We start from the raw sequence: 18,126 nt of genomic DNA, 5'->3' as shown, positions 1-18,126 counted from the left end.
CATCCATGTCACCATAAGTGGTATGCATGGTTTTAGAAGAATGACCATTTCTGCTATTATCGGTGTTCTTATTGCGGTAATCATACTTAGAATAGCCTAATTCCTCATTGAGTTCTTCATCTAGAACTCCTTCCAGCAATACGGACATCATATCTCTCATAACAGAGTTGACATCGGCCCCATCCTTTACTTTGACATCATTATTTTTCAGATAGTCTTTCATCATTTCCCGCATTGCTTGTTTCTGTGGTGATTCATTTCTTGTTCTCTTTGGCATAAAAGTACCTCCAAACTGTTGTAATTATCTTACATCAGTTTGGAGGTTTACACAATCTTTGGGATTCTCCCATTATGAAAGAGGAATCTTTGGTTGTTCGCTTTGTAAATAAAAGAAAATATCAGTCTTATCAAGGAGAAATCAGTCCGGAAGTGAAAAATATCATATCCCGAGATTTTCATACAGATGTTCCGAACAAAAAATGGTTAACTGATATCACTGAATTTGCCCTTCCGGCCGGGAAAGTATACTTGTCGCCAATGGTTGATTGTTTTGATGGATTGATAGTTAGCTGGACAATAGGAACAAGTCCTAAGGCAGAACTTGTAAACAGCATGCTTGATGCGGCAATTTCCGGATTAAGAACAGGCGAGTTGCCGGTCATACATACTGACCGTGGCTGTCACTATAGATGGCCTGGTTGGATTGAGCAGATGGAAAAAGCAGGCTTACCTCGTTCTATGTCAAAAAAAGGCTGTTCACCTGATAACTCTGCTTGTGAAGGTTTTTTTGGTAGACTAAAAAATGAAATGTTCTATGGAAAGTCATGGGCTGGCATTTCCATAGAACATTTCGTTCAGGACCTGGATAGTTACATTAAATGGTACAACGAAAAACGAATAAAGATTTCACTTGGGGGATTGAGCCCAGTGGAATATAGACGTAACCTTGGATTATCAGTGTAAGTCCAACTTTATGTCCGCACCGGGACTATGAAGAAAAGTCTGTAAATAAGAATCTTCTATGATAAGAATGGGTGAAAGGCTTGAAAAATCAGTTTTTCACCCTTGTTTTATTTATAACAGCTACGAAAGGGCATGTCAAGAGCAGGCGCATTTCCGCCTGTTTTGAATGGGTCGTTTCTTTTATTCTGGCAGCCGCCCTTCGTACATAATACTCAGTTCACCATAGACCTGAGCCCAGTTCCGGATTGTAGTGGTCCACTTTTTGGTGGCTTCGAATGTTGCCAGATACAGGGCTTTCAACAAAGCAGTATCGCTTGGAAACACGCTCCTCTGACGATTCAGTTTCCGGTATGTGGAATTCAGCGATTCTATTGCATTGGTTGTGTATATGACCTTCCGGACAGTCGCTGAAAACTTGAATATCGGAGAAATCGCATCCCAGTTGTCCTTCCAGCGTTTCATGGAATTCGGGTATTTTGGCGTCCATTTTTCTGTGACCCGGTCCAGTGCTGCCAAAGCTTTCTTTTCGTCTGACGCCTGATAGATCATTTTTAAATCCGCAGCAAAGGCCTTCCGGTCTTTGTCAGGAACATACTTCAGCGTATTTCTTACCTGATGGACAATACAGCGCTGGTATTCTGTTTTGGGAAATGCCGTGGCAATCGCTTCTTTGATCCCTGAGAGACCATCTGCACAGATAACCAGTATATCTTTCACACCCCGATTTTTCAGTTCATTTAATACCGACAGCCAGTACTTTGAACTTTCATTGTCTCCAACACTGATGGTTAACACTTCTTTTTTCCCCTCTGTATTGATGCCCAGAATTACATAAGCAGCCAGTTTACGGATAACGCCATTATCACGTACAGAATAGTGGATTGCATCAATATAAAGGATTGGGTACACATCATCTAAGGGTCTGCTCTGCCAGTCCTCGATCTGAGGGAGTATCTTATCGGTCACATCGGATATAAAACCTTCCGAAGTTTCAAAACCATAGATATCCTCAATGGTTTCGGATATCTGCCTGGTAGTCATTCCTTTTGCATACATGGAGATGATCTTCTGGTCAATGTCAGAAATATCTTTCTGGCGTTTTTTGACCACCTGAGGATTGAAGGCAGATTTTCGGTCCTGTGGCACTTCGATTTCCATTGATCCGTAACTGCTGTTGACTTGCTTACTTTTGTAGCCATTACGATAGTCATCGTTGTCTGAACGCTCTGATTTTTCGTATCCGAGATAATCATCCATCTCAGCTTCCATCATTTCTTTGATGGTGCCGCCCAGGAGATCTTTGAGCGCATCCTGGATATCTTCAGCTGTTTGGATATCGTATTCTTCTAAGAGCTGGTGAATGATGTTACGTTTTCCTTCCGTCATTTGTACTTTGTGTACAGGTTTCTTTTGTTTTGCCATAAAAAAGCCTCCTATGATTTTTTATTTTATCATAGAAGACTCTTATAATCATTTATTTACAGAAAAACTTGGACCTGTTGACAAACCCCATATTTATGCTTTCCAATATCTTTGCATTAATTCCCTGAATTTATAACATAGAAAAAGGGATGGTAAAGCGCCATTTATAAAGCCTTTACCATCCTTTTTAAGTTTAATGCCGCAGCTGATAACAGACATTCTTCCGTTGCCTTCCCAATGCCTCTTTTTTGAATTTTATTTAATTTATGTTCACGCTTTAATACTGCAAACGTACCTTCCGCCCAAATTTTTCGCAGCCTCATAACACGGTAGTATTCTGATGTTTTGTATTTTTGCTTATTTCTATGAAATGCTGGATAGTTACCACTGGCATTGATCCGCACACTGCCTTGATCAATTTGACAGTGAGATAGCCTTTCACATTCTATGCAATCCTTACGCATGCGTTTATAAAGGCGGTAATAATTCATGCTGCCTTTTTTATACACCAGTTTTTCAAAAGCTAATATTTGGTCCTTTTCACATACAAAGCAGTCGTTTTCGGCATCATATTCAAATCCCTTTTTTAGAGCATTATTCTGGTAGGTACGAATTGCAGTATACCCATCTACCCCAAGAAGTTCCAACCCTCTATGCACTGCACCAACATCATATCCTCCATCTAAAGCTAGTTTCACCGGAGCATATCCCAGTACTTCTTTTTGTTTTTTTAAGTGATTTAAGATCAAATCACTTTCCCTATGGTTTGCCGCATAGCAGTCCACTCCTGTTACAATTCCATTTGCGGTATCGATCGTCATTTCCGTCAAATATCCAAGTCCTTTTTTGCTTTTTTGATTGATATATCCACAGTCTGGATCTGTTTGGCTTTTTAACGTTCTTTTTTGTGTTTCGACTATTTTCGGTTTCTGATATCCTGGAAGTAAGGACATCTCTTCTTCCAGCTCATCCAGATAGCGAATCGTGGATTGTTTTATTAAGTCTACAGATTCAATCGAACTCTGTAAGGAAACATTAGCAGGGAGAAATGAGCCGTCAGCAACTGCAACTTCACCACTAATAAGTCCCAGATTGATACATTGAAGAATAATACCGTTGAATAGTTCTTGAAATAGCTTATTGTCATGAAATTTACGTCTTCTGTTTTGACTTATAGTTGAGTGGTCAGGAACACGCTGCATCAGATCGAGATCACAAAACCAACGATAAGCAAGATTGAGAGAAACTTCTTCCTCTAATCTTCGTTCCGATTTAATTCCATATAAATACCCAATTAACAGCATTTTAAACAGAACAACAGGATCGATAGACTTCCTGCCAGTACTTGCGTAGTAGGGAGCTGCTTTTTCATAAATAAAGTCAAAGTTTACAGTGTTTTTTATCTGTCTCAGAAGATGATTCGATGGAATCATCGCATCAAGATTAAGAATTACCATTTGTATTTGTGTATCTTGTTTTCCCATCATAAAAATCAGCCTCCTGACATGGTTTTCTACTTCTATTTTACCATATCTAAGGCTGATTTTGTTAGTTTGTCAACAGGTCCAAACTTTCACACTCTCTCCGCACCCCCTCCCGGGACATGTACCAAAGCCTAAAAACCAGCTTTGGTACCCCCTCTTCTTCATCTCTTTCATTTTCTCCATTGTAAGATAACCCATCTTCAATTCATTACTATAGGCTGGTGAAAAAAAGGATGTCAGTTACACTGTCGCGTCAAGGCTCTAATTTAATTTTCCTATCTGCAAAATTAACAATCCTTTCATTATGTGTAACACATACTATTGTTTTACCTTTTTCTTGCATATACTGAAAAATCTTAATAATTCTATCTGTATTTTCCTCATCCAGATTTCCTGTTGGTTCATCGGCTAAAATAATATTTGTAGGTTTTAACAAGGCTCTTGCTAGGGCAATTCTTTGTTGTTCTCCACCACTCAGTTCATAAACCTTTTGAGATAATATTAATTTATCTAATTCCAAAAGCTCTAAAATTTCATTCACTCTTTCAACACTCCAAAGGGGATTGTATGCCTTACTAAGCTCCAAATTTTTTTTAACGGTTTCTTCTTCCATCAAAACATAGTTTTGAAAAATATACCCTAATGTATTTCTTCTTAAATTCAAAATCATTCTATGGTTGGGATTAATTATTCCATTAATCTCCACATCTCCTTTATCAGGTTTATCAATACACCCAATTATATTTATAAGCGTTGTTTTTCCACTCCCACTCTTTCCAGCGATAGCTACAAACTCATTTTCTGCAATATTCATATTGAAATCTGAAAGAACCCTTTTTTTGCCATAGCTTTTATAAATATGTTTTAAATTAATCATAACATCCTTCCTTTTAATATTGTTCCTATACTTTTATTGCTAAATCTTCTAATTATTATTTGCGATAATATTATCTCAAATGATAATATAACCACAACTACAATAAATACGAATGGAAGTTGTCCACATGTAAAATAGATTATCAAACCCACCATAATTTCTAATAATACATTTAATATTAAAGCATCTAAAAATAGTTTGAATGTCGAATAACCCAAAACACTTTTTATTCCAATAGTGACGGTGTTTAAACTATAATATAGCCACATATAGAGAATTAAAACAAACATAAGAAAGAGTAATAATAGCATTGAATTCAAATAATACTGTACTGTTTCATATTTTAAGCTTACTAATTGATTATTTGATTCACTATAAATTGAACGTACTTGCCTAATTTCTGGCACATTCGCTTGTGCTATTAACTCTTCTATACTTTCATATGCTCTTCCTTCCGAATGATTTTCAAAATAGAGTGACGACGTTACCAGTGCTGCAATATACGACTTATTCATTCCACCAGTATATATAACTACAATGGGATCTTTAATAAAATTTTTATCATCACCCAATAATGCATTATATGAAAAATATGTCTGGTTACTTTTTACATATATTAAATTTATTGATAATTCATTTTTTTTTGTCTCATTTTCTAGGAATCCTAATTCTCTATTATAAATATTATCAACTTCCACTTTTTGAAAATAAAATTCATTAATATATTCTTCAATGATCTGATTTTCGTAATTTTTATATTGAATAGGCACTAGAATATTCAACACTTTATCATCATGATACACAGAGTTTATAACATCTTTACCATCAGCATCCATAATAGGATTGTACTTTAGATAATTTTCGTTTATTGTTATTCTTTTCCCATTCCGCATATAAAACGCATCAGCATTTACTTCATAAGCGTACTTGGGCAAATTATTTTCATACTTTAAGAGATAATAATTTCTTGCATCAATCAGAAATGCTCCTTTTTTATTATCTAATAATTGATAAAATTTTTCCAGTCTTGAATTCAAATCATTGTCCGCTTTTAAATTACTGTCAACCGATTCATCTAATTGACTGTACTGAATTCTATATATATCCTCCATTTTATTCCAGTAACTGCCTTCATCTGTTTTGCTTTTCAATCTCTCTCCATTATAATAAGCAGTTACTATCGTAGACAAAAACAAAAAATAAATCCCAACTTTTAAAACTATGACTATCCATTTAGAATATAAAAATGCTTTTTTCCCTTTAGTTCCCTCAACATTTCTACTATAAAATAAAATAACTTTAGTAAATAGCATAATAAGCATAAACATGAATAACAAAATTGTTAAATATATAAATACAAAACGTAGCAAATAGTATGGAACCTGATTAATTCCTGCAGATTTTGAAATTATTAATATCATTATAGTTATTACTATTGAAAATGTTATGCCTAAAATCCCAAAAAACTTTTTCAAAAAACTACTTGTCATTTTTAGTAATGAATACCCCCAAAAATTCATAAGTATAATTTCTTTATTATGCATAAATAAATAAATAAATATAAATAAAACAGTTATTAAAAAGCAGAATATGACCCCATTAATAAAATATTTATTAACTAGTAATAAGTTATTTATATTTACGGCACTTATACCTTCTATACCATACATTGAAAATTCATTTTTAAATTTATTAATAACTAATGAATCCGTAGAATTAATATATAATTCATTCCCTAATCCAACATTTTTAACCTTACTAAAATCATAAATATTTATGTCCATATTAGTAATTGGAAAATACATTCTTACAGCTTGGTTACTCTTATTCCGTGTATGGTTTGTCAAATACGTTTCCTGATCCAACACTCCCTTATTGACAGGTTTCCATTCTATTTCTCTTTTGGTGGAATAAATATTCAATATTGCGTCATCAACAAACTCATATTGAGAGATGTTAACCTCGTTTCTTTTTGAAAACTCAAAAAGCTTTCTCGTAAATTCTTCTAAATCAAATGCTTCATTCTCATTATTGATAAAATTAAATTTAATATTTGTTTTTTTAAATACTCGATCAACAAAGTTTTCATTATTGATAAAAATAAACCCCTGAAAACTAATTGTTGATAAAATCAATATTAAAGCTAAGCTAATAAACTTCTTCATAACTCTCCCTATAAAACACTGTGCCCATCTAACAAGTGGCTCACATTTTAATTATAAGCCTTGTTACTGAGCCAACTTCTCACAGCGTCGGACACCATTTCGTTCAAATCACTAGATTCTGCACTTGTTACCAGCCTCCCAAGAGATCAACAATTACATAAAGCCCGATGCATTCAATTTAAGTAGCGTACTTACCAACTTGTGTATATAATTTTTACATATCCTTTTCACATTTGTATATGACTTAACTTTCTTCACCATTGAAATCATCTTTCCTTCTTAAAATAGTTGCTTAGACACCTATATATAAGGGGAAAGATGACTTCTCTGTGTAACAATTACCATATACCTGATGCCTGCCTAGTAGATGACTAATATCTCTTACATTTCCCAGGTTTAACTGGGCTTATTCAACCCACAACTTACCAGATAACCATCAGATAAATTTATTGCACTTAACGGTTATATATCAGTAAATATTTCCTTAATTATTGCGTTGCCCAGTACGCAGTATTACCTGTGAGAGTTGAATAGCACCATGTACTTGCTCTATATCCTTGTGCCGTCCAATCACCACGTACCGTCGTCTTTGAATTTCCTGCTGATGTTCTATGAACCTTGTAAGAATGGTCAAATAGGGAATAATGCCTTTCAGCGCCCCACTCTACCCAAAAGTATCCTCCGTCAGCATTAGGGGAACTTGGCCTCCCCCTCTCCAAAGTTGGTTTTACTCCATAAATCACAGTTGGTACTGCAGGCATAGTCTGATCCTGCATATACTCATCCAAATTTACTTCCTGCTCTGCGTATACAACCTCTTTGTCATTCTGCTCTGCCGCCATAACAGGGATTCCTTGCACTAATAAGCATGCACACATACATCCTAAAATTGCAATAATCTTTTTTTTCATACTTTTCTCCTTTCGTTTTATCATTTGCCTGCTGTTTGCAACCAACGGGCATGCTATATGTAAATGCATTTTACATCGTTTGGCCACGTTATTGTTATGTCTTAACTCTATGAGCCTCCGCCGTTTCTCTACATATCTACTTATATTCTTTGCTACAAAAATAAATGGCTTGTAATAAACATTGTTCTTTGACACTAAATGTTTTCAGCATTCATAAAGGCATAATATCAATAAAGTCTCCTGTTTTAGCTTGGTATAGATGATTATGAGAAGTTTTCGGACTAAAGCGACAATCACTTTTTAATCCCTTCTTTTGCTTGATTCTCCAATACCATGCCGACAAATAAGTATACTAATGACTTGAGAGTGCTCTATTTACTGCAAAAAGTGTTTCATCAATGCCCTTTCTGATCTTGGTTTTCGAACAATCGTTCAATATCTCTTTATTAATAGACCCCTGCTCTGCAAGGAACTGAATAATGTTTCTTCCGTACCACCAAAAATGTCAGAAATATAGGATGAAAGCCAAAAACCGGAACTTTGTAAAAACTTTTAGTTCTGCTTTTCTGTGGTGTAATATCCCGAATGATATTTTTGCGGTAGTGGTTCAGATGATAAAACTCACAAACTTTTTATCCGAAATAAAACTTCCATTCAGCAATCTGCCACGGAGTGGGGGTGAAATCCATTTAGAATCCTTTATGCCAGTCTTTTGACGGGAACATTCTTTAGTGTCGGATATTTACAACTAACAGAATTATATTACCCTCAAAAATCTCTCCAAATATTTCATAGCCACCTCCTTAATTGGATGAACTTTTTATAATCACATAATAACATCATGGTGCTTTAAAACAAGCCCTAGACCCTAAGCTGCACTTTTCTGACCTCGAATGGAGCTTAGAAAAAAATTTGCCCTGATACTTACCCTTCCCCTTACTGATTATCAAAACAACCTTCTTTACTTTTTAATCTCCTCAACAAATAATATAAAATTCCTCCATATCCATTTAAAAGTCCCGGATTCATCCTTTCCTGAGGCAGGAGCTTAACCGCACCCTCTATATCCCATTCTTCGTCCAGACGCCCTGTCTCCGAGTTTCTCTCAAGAATTCCGTACCGTAGCATGTTCTGCTCCGCAATTTCTAATATCCACAGATTTCCATACGTTCCATGGCAAAGGCTATAGCTGTCACGTCTCCAGTATTCTTTTAATATTCTATATGCTCTCAAAATATCCTTTTTAAATCTTTCTTTCCATACCAAATCCTCTACTACCTCATAGCATCGTATCCTCGATAGCAAAATCCCTGCCGCTCCATGACACCATGCAACTGTACCTATATCCTTTTCTTTTTCATCTCTTGCACGAACATCTTCCCAGTTATGATTCTCAGAATGATAAAGAGACTCTTCATACAGCCATATCTGCTCAGCCAATTGTGCATATTTATCTTCAGTGGTTAATTTCCACAAAGTAATCACTGATATTAAAATTCCACTGTTCCCATGAGCCATACCTGACATCGCCGGCATTTCTGGCTGAACAATCCATCCAATCCCCTTCTCCTGCTTTTTCGCTGTTCTCTTCAATCGGTTTACCGCCCGCTGCGCCAGCTTCAAATATTTTTTCTCATTTGTCACTTCATTTAAGCAAATAAGGACCCATGCCGCGCCGGCATTGCCTGTAAGTAAATCATATCTGCTGTCCTCATCTAATAACTGCTCCACTATCTGGATGTGCTTTTTAGCATATTCTAGATACATTTCTTCATGGCTTATCTGATACAGAAGTAAATACGCATATACTACAGAGCTTTCCCCCTCATAAGCCCCTGTACTTCTGGAATTCAAGTGAGCTAAAGATTTGTTTCCCGCATCTGTATAATGAAAGAGCATAGTTCTCAGCGTTTCATAAATTTTTTTAGCTTCTTCATTTTGCTGCCGCCCGTTCAATTCATACATAATCAGCAGCATACCAGACAACCCATCATATAAATAGAAATTCATAGGTTTCACTTCCCAGTTTGGTTTTCCGTATGCAGATAATTGTACTGTGAACCAGCTTACCTCTGTACCGGACTGGTTCCAGATCGCATTATTTAGAATACGCCTCGTCAGTTCTACGATTTGCCGTTCCCAGGTCATTTTCCTGCTCATCAGTACACTTTTTTTCTCTGTGTCTATATTCCAGTCTGTTGATGTATTTCTTTTCACAGAATACACTCTATTTATGTACCCTTCCTTACCATCAGGCATCAGATTCAGAGACAATTCAATATATTCCATTTGTTTTTGCATATCTTCCTTACCTAAAGCATCCAGTCTATCATATAATTTTCCTATTGCTGTATGTGAAAAATAATTTTTGTCGATTTCCCCTTGGCTGTCTAATAGTCTTCTTTCGTTTACATAATAGTAAAAGTAGGGAATATCTCCTTTTAATAAACTTTCCACTTCGCTTTTTATAATCTTCTTATCCTGCTGATTTCTTCCTTTCCATAAAGTGTATAAGAAAACTTCTCTAGCCGCTCCATCCATCAACAAACTCGGATGATAAGAACTCGATAGTATCATACTGTACCGCTGTGTATCTGCCGCCAAAAATCTGCTCTTTACTACACATAATTTTTCTAATAGTTTGCGGAATCCACTTTTATTATAAACCACCTGCTGATACGCTTTTATAAAACCATCCAGAAGTTCTTTTCTATGTAAGTACGGCTCATAAAATATTCCATCAACTTTTGCCAAGTTCTGTACATTTTTTGAAACCGGGTAATGATATTCGACTCGCATCTCAGACGTCTTCTCATTTGCAATAAAAGGCACTTTAAATGGATACTGCTGCCCGCTCAGACCATTTATCGCACTGCTGTTTATTCCCTCGCCATTCTGATTCCAATAATAAAAGGGTAAAAGGCCTGTATACAATACAGACTGTGAAAGCTGATGATATATTTCCTTATTTACCGTCTTTCTCTCTTTAGAGCCCGGAATATTTACCAGCAGCTCTAAATCAATTAAAACCGGGTATTCTCCAAAAGCAATCACATTCTCACAATGCAAATCCTTTGTACCTAAAAAATAAGTGAGAAATAATTGTACCCCCAGCCTTAAATAATAATCTTTCAATTGTTTCTGTGATTTACAAGATTTATATTCAACAAGAGAACTCCAACTATAATCAGAACCGGAAATGAAAAGATACTTATACTGCATTATTTTTGTTTCCTGGCTTAGCCAGTCCAATAATTGGTGATATACCTTTTCATTTTCCATAGAGCGTGGCTTATACAAAATTTCCATGTTATTATTCAATTGAATTCTCAAAACATGTCTGCCATTATTATGTGTATCTGAAAAATTCCCCTTAATTCCTATTATCTTATGAACGGGATTTCCTCCACATAAATATTTCCGGATTTTGTTCCTATCCACTATAAAGTGATTTATTACTTCCGTATAATAATGAACCATCTGCTTTATTTTATCTTCTATGCATCTGTATAAAACAGGGTACTTTGCAAACAAATGCTTTACGAATGATTCCGTCCCGATACACTTTCGGCAGAAATAATCATACTCTTCCTCAATGCTTATTCCCCGCAATTTATCAGCCTGCTTATAAAAATGCAGTTGCGCAATCAGAGTCCTTAGACAAATATCCTGCAGCTGCTCTGCCAAGTGTATCGCAAAATCTGAATAGGCTTCTTCTGTCAAATACTCCCCTTTTTCTTTAAAATTTGTCTTTAACTTATCAATACTGTGTTGTAAATATCCGTTATAAAACTCCTCAAAAAGCACTTTCCCCTCACTGTTTTCATAATAAAATGATGTGTTAATTCCCAGTTTCCACTTTGCACTGTTTTTCAGAAAAAATTGAGGCCTTACATCCCCTGACTCACTGAAATCTTTATCCTCTATAAATCCATTAAAATTACTATCATTCTCTAGCAGATAAGCAAAAGATTTTTCTCCCAATATCTTTTTCCAATACTCATATTTTTGACTTTTACCATTTTGCTGTAACTTTATATTATTTGTATATTTCCGCTCTGATAGATAACTTCTATTCTTATCCATTTCCGCCTCCCCTCAAATCACATGAAAAGATCCATTATATTACTTAAAAATTACATCTTAGAGCATAAAATGCTAACGGACAGAATGTTTTCTGACAACATTCTGCCCGTTAGTATTACATACTCTAACAACAATAAATAGTTAAAAACACGCCGCACCCTGAGGTGTGAGAAATTCCCATCTCCACATTATCCTCATCAGGAATTATTTTATTTTGTTCATCCAACTCCATAAACAAATCCCCTGCGGAATCTAAATTTTGTTCCAAATGCATTTTTATCCCTCCTGCCTCTTATTTATGAAACGTTTTCACACATCAAAGAAAGATACACTTACAATAAACTTTTTCCCTTCCACTTTGTATGAAATAACGCTATCATATTTATCCACAATTCGTTTGACACTTTTTAACCCATATCCGTGTATATCACGGTTCGATTTTGAAGAAAGGAACCCCTCACCTTTCTTCTTTGGCACCTTACTGATAGTATTCCAGATCTCTATAAAAAACAGATACTTCTGTTTTTCAATTCTAATACTAATTTTTTTCTCTCCTGAATCAATTCGCTCACATGCTTCAATTGCATTGTCCAACAAATTGCCAAACAGGGCACAGATTTCACTGTCAACAAGAGATAAATCTGAAAATGGTTTTGTCCATAACTCAAAGTCTATTCGTTTTCGCTCTGCCTCTATCCGCTTCTGACACAGAATTAAGTCAAGTATCCGGATACCTGTATGCTCCTGCCAGTTCACTTTTACAAAATCCTTACTGATTTCTTCTAAGTACTGACCTAGACCTTCATAATCACCTGTACTTTCATATTCTTTTAAAACAAGATAATGATTCTTAATGTCGTGAACCAATTCTCTGTTTTTCTCTAAAGCCAAAGATAAGTCTTCATATTTCTGCCGTTCCATCTCATCCTGTAATATAAGAAAATTATTTTCTTTTTGTATTATTTTATTTTTGACGAGCAAGATTCCAATAAAGCTTACAATTATAATCATTATCATCAGTGAAATTATGGTGTTTTTCCCTTCCATCTGTCTCATACGAAATACCATTTCGGCTAAAATCACCTGATATCGCCTTACCAATACACAGAACATAATACTAATCACCAAGAGAATATTCTGGAATTCTAAAATATGCATTTTAATATGATGCTGCTTTTTAATTGCTATAACTATGGTCCCCGCAATGATACGTGAACATATGTATATAACAAGCTTTTCTAGAGTCATTCCCTGAAAATATACCGTGTGGTTAAACAACCTGCCTAAAAAGGATATTCCTGCAAAAGCAAACAGAAAATCCAATAGGGCTATAAAAGAATAATATGTAAGTGTAAGCCCCATAATTAAAGCTAAATGTTTTCTCTTTATAATCCATATACAAAAGATCGTGATTATAACAAGCACTATAAACATGCTATGAGAAAAAAAGAGAAGATTACGATTAATTGATGACAGCACTCCTAAAATAATAATATTACCCCATATTACACAGATTTCTTTTCTCTTCAGATACTGTTTCTCAATAATAGTATTGTACAAAATCTGGTATAACAGCCATATTTCAAAAATACTTACCGCAGTCTGCAGTCCCTGTAAAATTACAATTTTCCCTGTCATAACTGCCCCCAGTACTCGTTGATTTTTTTCTTTACTTCTGAAAGCCTCGCCCTGCTGATTGCAACCTGAATATCATTTTTTAAATAAATCGTATTTCCACTTATTCTGTATATATGTTTCATATTTACAATATAGCTGCGTTCTACCAGTATAAATTCCTTACTGTGCAATTCACGAAATATTTGCTCCAAAGTTGCACGTTCTTTGTATTCATTATCTACAGTAAAATATTGAATATACTTAGAGCCTTTCGCTTTACAAATGTAAATGATGTCCCGATAAAAAACCTTCTGTATATTGGTTGTTCCTGCCAATCTATATTCTCCGCCCTCATCTTTGCTGATTTTGTTAATCAACCGCCGTACGACTATTGGCAGCCTACATTCCATATCCTGTTTCAGAATATATTGATAGGCCTCTATCACATAACTTTCCGCCGCATATTCCATGTGGGACGTAATAAACACAACATACAAATCTGGCTGCAGCTGCTTTATCTCTCTTCCTAGCTCCATTCCATCCATCACTGTCATTTGAATGTCTGTAAATAATATATCAAATTTACTTCCACGTCTCACTTCATTTAAAAATATATCCCCATTCAAAAACGTAAAAACTTCTACCTTATCCCCAGGCTCTATCGATTTTTCAATATAATACTGGACAATCCCCAGCATTGGTTCTTCATCATCAACGATACCTATTCTAATCATATGTACTCCTCTAATCAAACAAATACTGTTTGATGCTTATCATCTCAACAATTGCTGATTTTGAAACTTTCATCTCCTGTTTTACAGTATAAGCAAATTATTTATAACATATTTATTACTTTTTTTCACTCTTCTGACCCTCAAATGTAATTTTTTGACCTTTAACGGTAGAATCCTTACTCTTTTTCCAATGATTCTTTAGGTGGTTCAGTTTCATATGCTATGGCATGTTCTGTAACTTCAGATAAAATTTTCATTTTCTCATTGAGAATTGAACGCTTTATTTTTCCTTTTAAAACAACGTCTGCTGTTCATAATCCACCTCTTTACCCAGCATGACCGGAATCTGCCTTAAAATCTCTGCAGTCATCCCGTTGTTTCTAATCCATCCCTCCAGCTGGTCTTCCTCCAAAATCAAAGGCATCCTGTCATGAGTTTTTACCATGGATTCATTGGCTGCGGTTGTCAGAATAACGAACCTTTCTCCATCTTCAAACCGGCTGTAAAAGCCCGCCAAATATATAACAGGCGAATCTTTTCGCAAAAATGTAATCTTCTCTTTATTTTGATTCCACTCATAGAATCCGCCCGCAGGAATCACTGCTCTGTTGTATCGGATTCCATTATGAAACATCTTCTTTTCCATAACCGATTCGGCTCTGGCATTAAAAACTACACCTTTCCCCTGATACCCCGGATACCCCCAGCGCTGACAGGTCAGTTTTAATCCCTGCTGCCCGGCAACAATCACAGGCACCAAATCTGTAGGATAAACATCTCTGTTAAACTGTTCCTCTTCAATCCTGCAGTCAGCCTCCCCGACAATCTCCTCCATCCTATATGTCAAAGACTTCCCTATATAATATCTGCCGCACATGCTGTACTCCTTTGAACCCACATTTCACATTTTGTTTTTTAACTCTATATTTTCATTTCATATCCGGGTGTTTATTGGCTAATTGTATCAAACATAAATACAAAAGTATAGCATTGAATACTCCTTCCTATATATTCAATGCTATACCTCAAAAGCAAGCTTTATCTGCAGTATAAAGTCACAAGGTTAAAAGCTTGTGCTTATTTAATTATTTATCATGCACGCCGGATACGTACTGCGCAGACTTTATATTCCGGCACATTTGCGAAACTGTCGATGGCTGCATTTGTCAAATGGTTGACGTTTCCGTCATCAAAATGGAAGGTCATAAATACCTCACCGTAGTTTACCTTATCTCCCACAACTGCCCTTGTCTCAATTTCACCTCGGCGGGAAGCTACTTTTACACGGTCCCCGTTTTTAATTCCGAGAGCCTCAGCATCTCCTTTATGTATCTCCATATAAGAGGATGAATGAAGTTCACTGATTCCCTCTGTGCGGTGTGTCATAGCACCGGCATTGTAGTGGTACAGCATACGCCCTGTAATCATAAGAAATGGATATTCTTCATCTGGAAGTTCCGCTGATGGCTTATACTGTGCGGGATAGAAATATCCAAGCCCTCTGGTAAACTTTCCAACATGTAGAATAGCTTTACCCATATCCTTTTCATCCATACACGGCCAGTGCAGACTTTCTCCTGCATCAAGGCGGGCATAGTTTATACCACGGAAAGAAGGTACGAGTTCTGAAATTTCATCCATAATTTCACTGGCACTAAGTCTTGGCTGAGGATATCCCAGACGATTCATAATGTCGTAGAATATTTCCACATCCGGCCTCATTCCCAGATTAAGCTCCACTGCTTTACGGACACGCTGCACCCGTCTCTCGGAATTAGTAAATGTTCCTTCTTTTTCTGCATAGGATACACCCGGAAGAACTACATCTGCAAGTTCGGCTGTTTTTGTCATGAACAATTCCTGAACTACAAGGAATTCTAAGCCTGTGAGCATCTTTTTAATATGGCCGATATCTGGGTCGGTGCGCATGGGGTCTTCTCCGAAAATGTACAGCGCCTTCACCTTGCCCTCTGCTACCGCACCGGGCATCCGGGTAGCTGTAATACCAACTGCAGGGTTAAGTGGTACTCCCCAGTGCTCAGAGAATTTCTTCAGCGCATCTTCATTTTTCACTTTTTGGTAACCGGGGAAGTCTCCCGGCAGGCATCCCATATCACAGGCACCCTGCACATTATTCTGTCCCCGTATGGGGTTGATTCCACATCCGGAACGTCCGATCTTACCTACCATCATTGCCAGATTGGACAAACTCATTACCCCCTCGGTACCAGTAGAGTGTTCTGTAACTCCCAGACAGTACATGATAGGAGCTTTCTTTGCTTTGGCATACAAACGTGCCGCTTTGCGAAGCTCCCCGGCATCAATATTGCAAACTTCCGCCACCTTTTCAGGTGTGTAGTCTTTCACAATTTCTCTAAGTTCTTCAAATCCCTCTGTACGGGATTTGATAAATTCTGCATCCTCCAGACCTTCCTCCAGAATAATATGCATCATGCCATTGGCAAAGGCCACATTTGTTCCTGGTTTCAACTGAAGGTGAATCTCAGCGTTTTTAGCCAGGTCAATCTTCCTGGGATCAACGACGATTAATTTACATCCCTCGCGCACCGCGCGGCGGATTTTGGTTCCCAGTACCGGATGTGCTTCCTCCGGGTTGGAACCTACAAGCATAATGACATCCACATCAGGAGCAGTAATGTCATCAAACGGGTTTGTCATGGCACCCGAACCCAACGTAGTTGCAAGACCTGCAACTGAAGGGCTGTGTCAAACGCGGGCGCAATTGTCTACGTTATTGGTTCCTACCGCTGCCCGCATCATTTTCTGGAACATATAGTTGTCCTCATTTGTTGAGCGGGAACAGGAGAAACCTGCAATTGCATCTGCTCCTTCTTTTTTCTTAATCTGAGTAAGTTTATTTACAATAAGGCCTAATGCCTCTTCCCATGTGGCCGGTTCAAATTTTCCGTCCTTCTTTATCAGAGGAGTTGTCAGCCTGTCACCTGAATGAACAAATTTATAAGAACCGTATTTTCCTTTCACACAAAGCAATCCTTTGTTTGTCGGACCATCCACAGGGTCGACTCCAACTATCTTGCCATTCTTCGTCAGAAGATTGAACTGGCAGCCTACCGCACAATGCGGACAGGTAGTCTGTGTCGAAGCCACCTCATAGGAGCGGTAATTTCTTTTCTGGTCGTAGGAAGAAAGGGCTCCTGTAGGACATGCAGAGACACAGTTTCCACAGGATTCACAGGTCGGATCAGTGCGTGCAATATCATAACATGTAGAGATATGGGTATCGAAGCCCCGCCCGGCTATACTAAGTACATCACGCCCCTGCAGCTTTTCACATACATGTGCACATCTCCGGCACATAATACATTTATCAGGCCGGAACTCGAAAAAGCGGTTGCTGGTGTCTCCTTTTCCAAATGGTGTACGCTTGCCTATTCTAAAACTGGTTCTCTCAACGCCATATTCAAGGCAATATTCCTGTAGTTTACAGCTTCCATTGCGTGCACAGGAAAAACATTCCAGAGTGTGGTCGCTAAGAAGCAGATCCAGTATAAATTTACGTGCTTCTACAACCCGCTGGGAGCGGGTATAAACGACCATGCCTTCGGCACAATGCTCGGCACAGGACGGGACAAGACCACCTTTCCGCCCTCCCTCTATCTCTACCACACATATACGGCAAGAGCCGTCCGGGACAAGTTCCTTCATGTAACAAAGCGTAGGGATATCAATGCCTATGCTTTGGGCCGCTTTTAAAATCGTTGTGCCTTTTGGTACAATACAAGACTTATTATCTATGGTAAGTGTAACCGTTTTGATAGCAGAATCTGTAACCATCTAAACATACTTCCTTTCTGAATTAATCTTATTTATGTTCATCTTATTGTT

General features: G+C 37.1%; 12 protein-coding genes and 1 pseudogene. 1 reads left to right on the top strand and 12 read right to left on the bottom strand.

Features of this window, described 5'->3' with window-relative positions:
• On the bottom strand, positions 1 to 235 hold a 235-nt coding region (locus tag A8805_RS18280; protein WP_420319480.1), incomplete at its 3' end, for a transposase.
• 113 nt (positions 236 to 348) lie between these two features.
• On the opposite strand from A8805_RS18280, the pseudogene A8805_RS18275 reads away from it, so the two are divergent.
• A pseudogene (locus A8805_RS18275) lies at positions 349 to 963 on the top strand (IS3 family transposase); the annotation flags it as partial.
• Between the two features lie 180 nt (positions 964 to 1,143).
• On the opposite strand, the gene A8805_RS18270 reads toward A8805_RS18275, so the two are convergent.
• The 11 genes from A8805_RS18270 to fdhF form a co-directional block, all read right to left on the bottom strand.
• Positions 1,144 to 2,385 (bottom strand): IS256 family transposase, encoded by a 1,242-nt coding sequence (locus A8805_RS18270; RefSeq protein ID WP_109713831.1) that lies wholly within the window; start codon positions 2,383 to 2,385, stop codon positions 1,144 to 1,146.
• A gap of 164 nt (positions 2,386 to 2,549) precedes the next feature.
• A complete protein-coding gene (locus A8805_RS18265; protein ID WP_109713829.1) occupies positions 2,550 to 3,872 on the bottom strand; it encodes a transposase in 1,323 nt (440 codons plus the stop codon).
• 250 nt (positions 3,873 to 4,122) lie between these two features.
• The gene (locus tag A8805_RS18260) at positions 4,123 to 4,746 is read right to left on the bottom strand and encodes an ABC transporter ATP-binding protein (RefSeq protein WP_109713827.1); all 624 of its coding nucleotides are present in this window, start codon (positions 4,744 to 4,746) and stop codon (positions 4,123 to 4,125) included.
• Positions 4,743 to 6,911, bottom strand: coding sequence for a hypothetical protein (locus A8805_RS18255; RefSeq protein ID WP_109713825.1), 2,169 nt, complete (start codon positions 6,909 to 6,911; stop codon positions 4,743 to 4,745). The genes A8805_RS18260 and A8805_RS18255 overlap by 4 nt, the downstream gene beginning before the upstream one ends.
• Positions 6,912 to 7,399: 488 nt before the next feature.
• Positions 7,400 to 7,822 carry a lactococcin 972 family bacteriocin gene (locus tag A8805_RS18250; RefSeq protein ID WP_181392908.1) on the bottom strand — a complete coding sequence of 141 codons (423 nt, stop codon included), beginning with the start codon at positions 7,820 to 7,822 and terminating at the stop codon, positions 7,400 to 7,402.
• Between the two features lie 936 nt (positions 7,823 to 8,758).
• Positions 8,759 to 11,908 carry a type 2 lanthipeptide synthetase LanM family protein gene (locus A8805_RS18240; protein WP_109713819.1) on the bottom strand — a complete coding sequence of 1,050 codons (3,150 nt, stop codon included), beginning with the start codon at positions 11,906 to 11,908 and terminating at the stop codon, positions 8,759 to 8,761.
• Positions 11,909 to 12,032: 124 nt separating this feature from the next.
• Complete coding sequence (locus tag A8805_RS22215) at positions 12,033 to 12,182, bottom strand: hypothetical protein (protein ID WP_181392907.1); 150 nt, start codon at positions 12,180 to 12,182, stop codon at positions 12,033 to 12,035.
• Positions 12,183 to 12,217: 35 nt separating this feature from the next.
• On the bottom strand, positions 12,218 to 13,546 hold the full coding sequence (locus A8805_RS18235; protein ID WP_109713817.1) for a sensor histidine kinase: 1,329 nt from the start codon (positions 13,544 to 13,546) through the stop codon (positions 12,218 to 12,220).
• A complete protein-coding gene (locus tag A8805_RS18230) occupies positions 13,543 to 14,259 on the bottom strand; it encodes a LytR/AlgR family response regulator transcription factor (protein ID WP_109713815.1) in 717 nt (238 codons plus the stop codon). Before A8805_RS18230 ends, A8805_RS18235 begins: the two co-directional genes overlap by 4 nt.
• A gap of 292 nt (positions 14,260 to 14,551) precedes the next feature.
• Positions 14,552 to 15,136 (bottom strand): SOS response-associated peptidase, encoded by a 585-nt coding sequence (locus tag A8805_RS18225; protein WP_109713813.1) that lies wholly within the window; start codon positions 15,134 to 15,136, stop codon positions 14,552 to 14,554.
• Positions 15,137 to 15,351: 215 nt separating this feature from the next.
• A complete protein-coding gene (gene fdhF, locus A8805_RS18220) occupies positions 15,352 to 18,075 on the bottom strand; it encodes a formate dehydrogenase subunit alpha (RefSeq protein WP_109713811.1) in 2,724 nt (907 codons plus the stop codon).
• Positions 18,076 to 18,126: the final 51 nt, after the last annotated feature.

The organism is Faecalicatena contorta (genome assembly GCF_003149105.1).
Lineage (GTDB): Bacteria > Bacillota > Clostridia > Lachnospirales > Lachnospiraceae > Muricomes > Muricomes contortus_C.
This window is presented reverse-complemented; position numbering and strand designations above follow the sequence as displayed.

Coding starts and splice junctions, on each gene's coding strand:
- A8805_RS22215 (WP_181392907.1), bottom strand. CDS start 12,182: ATGCATTTGGAACAAAATTTAGATTCCGCAGGGGATTTGTTTATGGAG.
- A8805_RS18250 (WP_181392908.1), bottom strand. CDS start 7,822: ATGAAAAAAAAGATTATTGCAATTTTAGGATGTATGTGTGCATGCTTA.
- A8805_RS18270 (WP_109713831.1), bottom strand. CDS start 2,385: ATGGCAAAACAAAAGAAACCTGTACACAAAGTACAAATGACGGAAGGA.
- A8805_RS18260 (WP_109713827.1), bottom strand. CDS start 4,746: ATGATTAATTTAAAACATATTTATAAAAGCTATGGCAAAAAAAGGGTT.
- A8805_RS18235 (WP_109713817.1), bottom strand. CDS start 13,546: ATGACAGGGAAAATTGTAATTTTACAGGGACTGCAGACTGCGGTAAGT.
- A8805_RS18240 (WP_109713819.1), bottom strand. CDS start 11,908: ATGGATAAGAATAGAAGTTATCTATCAGAGCGGAAATATACAAATAAT.
- A8805_RS18255 (WP_109713825.1), bottom strand. CDS start 6,911: ATGAAGAAGTTTATTAGCTTAGCTTTAATATTGATTTTATCAACAATT.
- A8805_RS18265 (WP_109713829.1), bottom strand. CDS start 3,872: ATGATGGGAAAACAAGATACACAAATACAAATGGTAATTCTTAATCTT.
- A8805_RS18230 (WP_109713815.1), bottom strand. CDS start 14,259: ATGATTAGAATAGGTATCGTTGATGATGAAGAACCAATGCTGGGGATT.
- A8805_RS18225 (WP_109713813.1), bottom strand. CDS start 15,136: ATGTGCGGCAGATATTATATAGGGAAGTCTTTGACATATAGGATGGAG.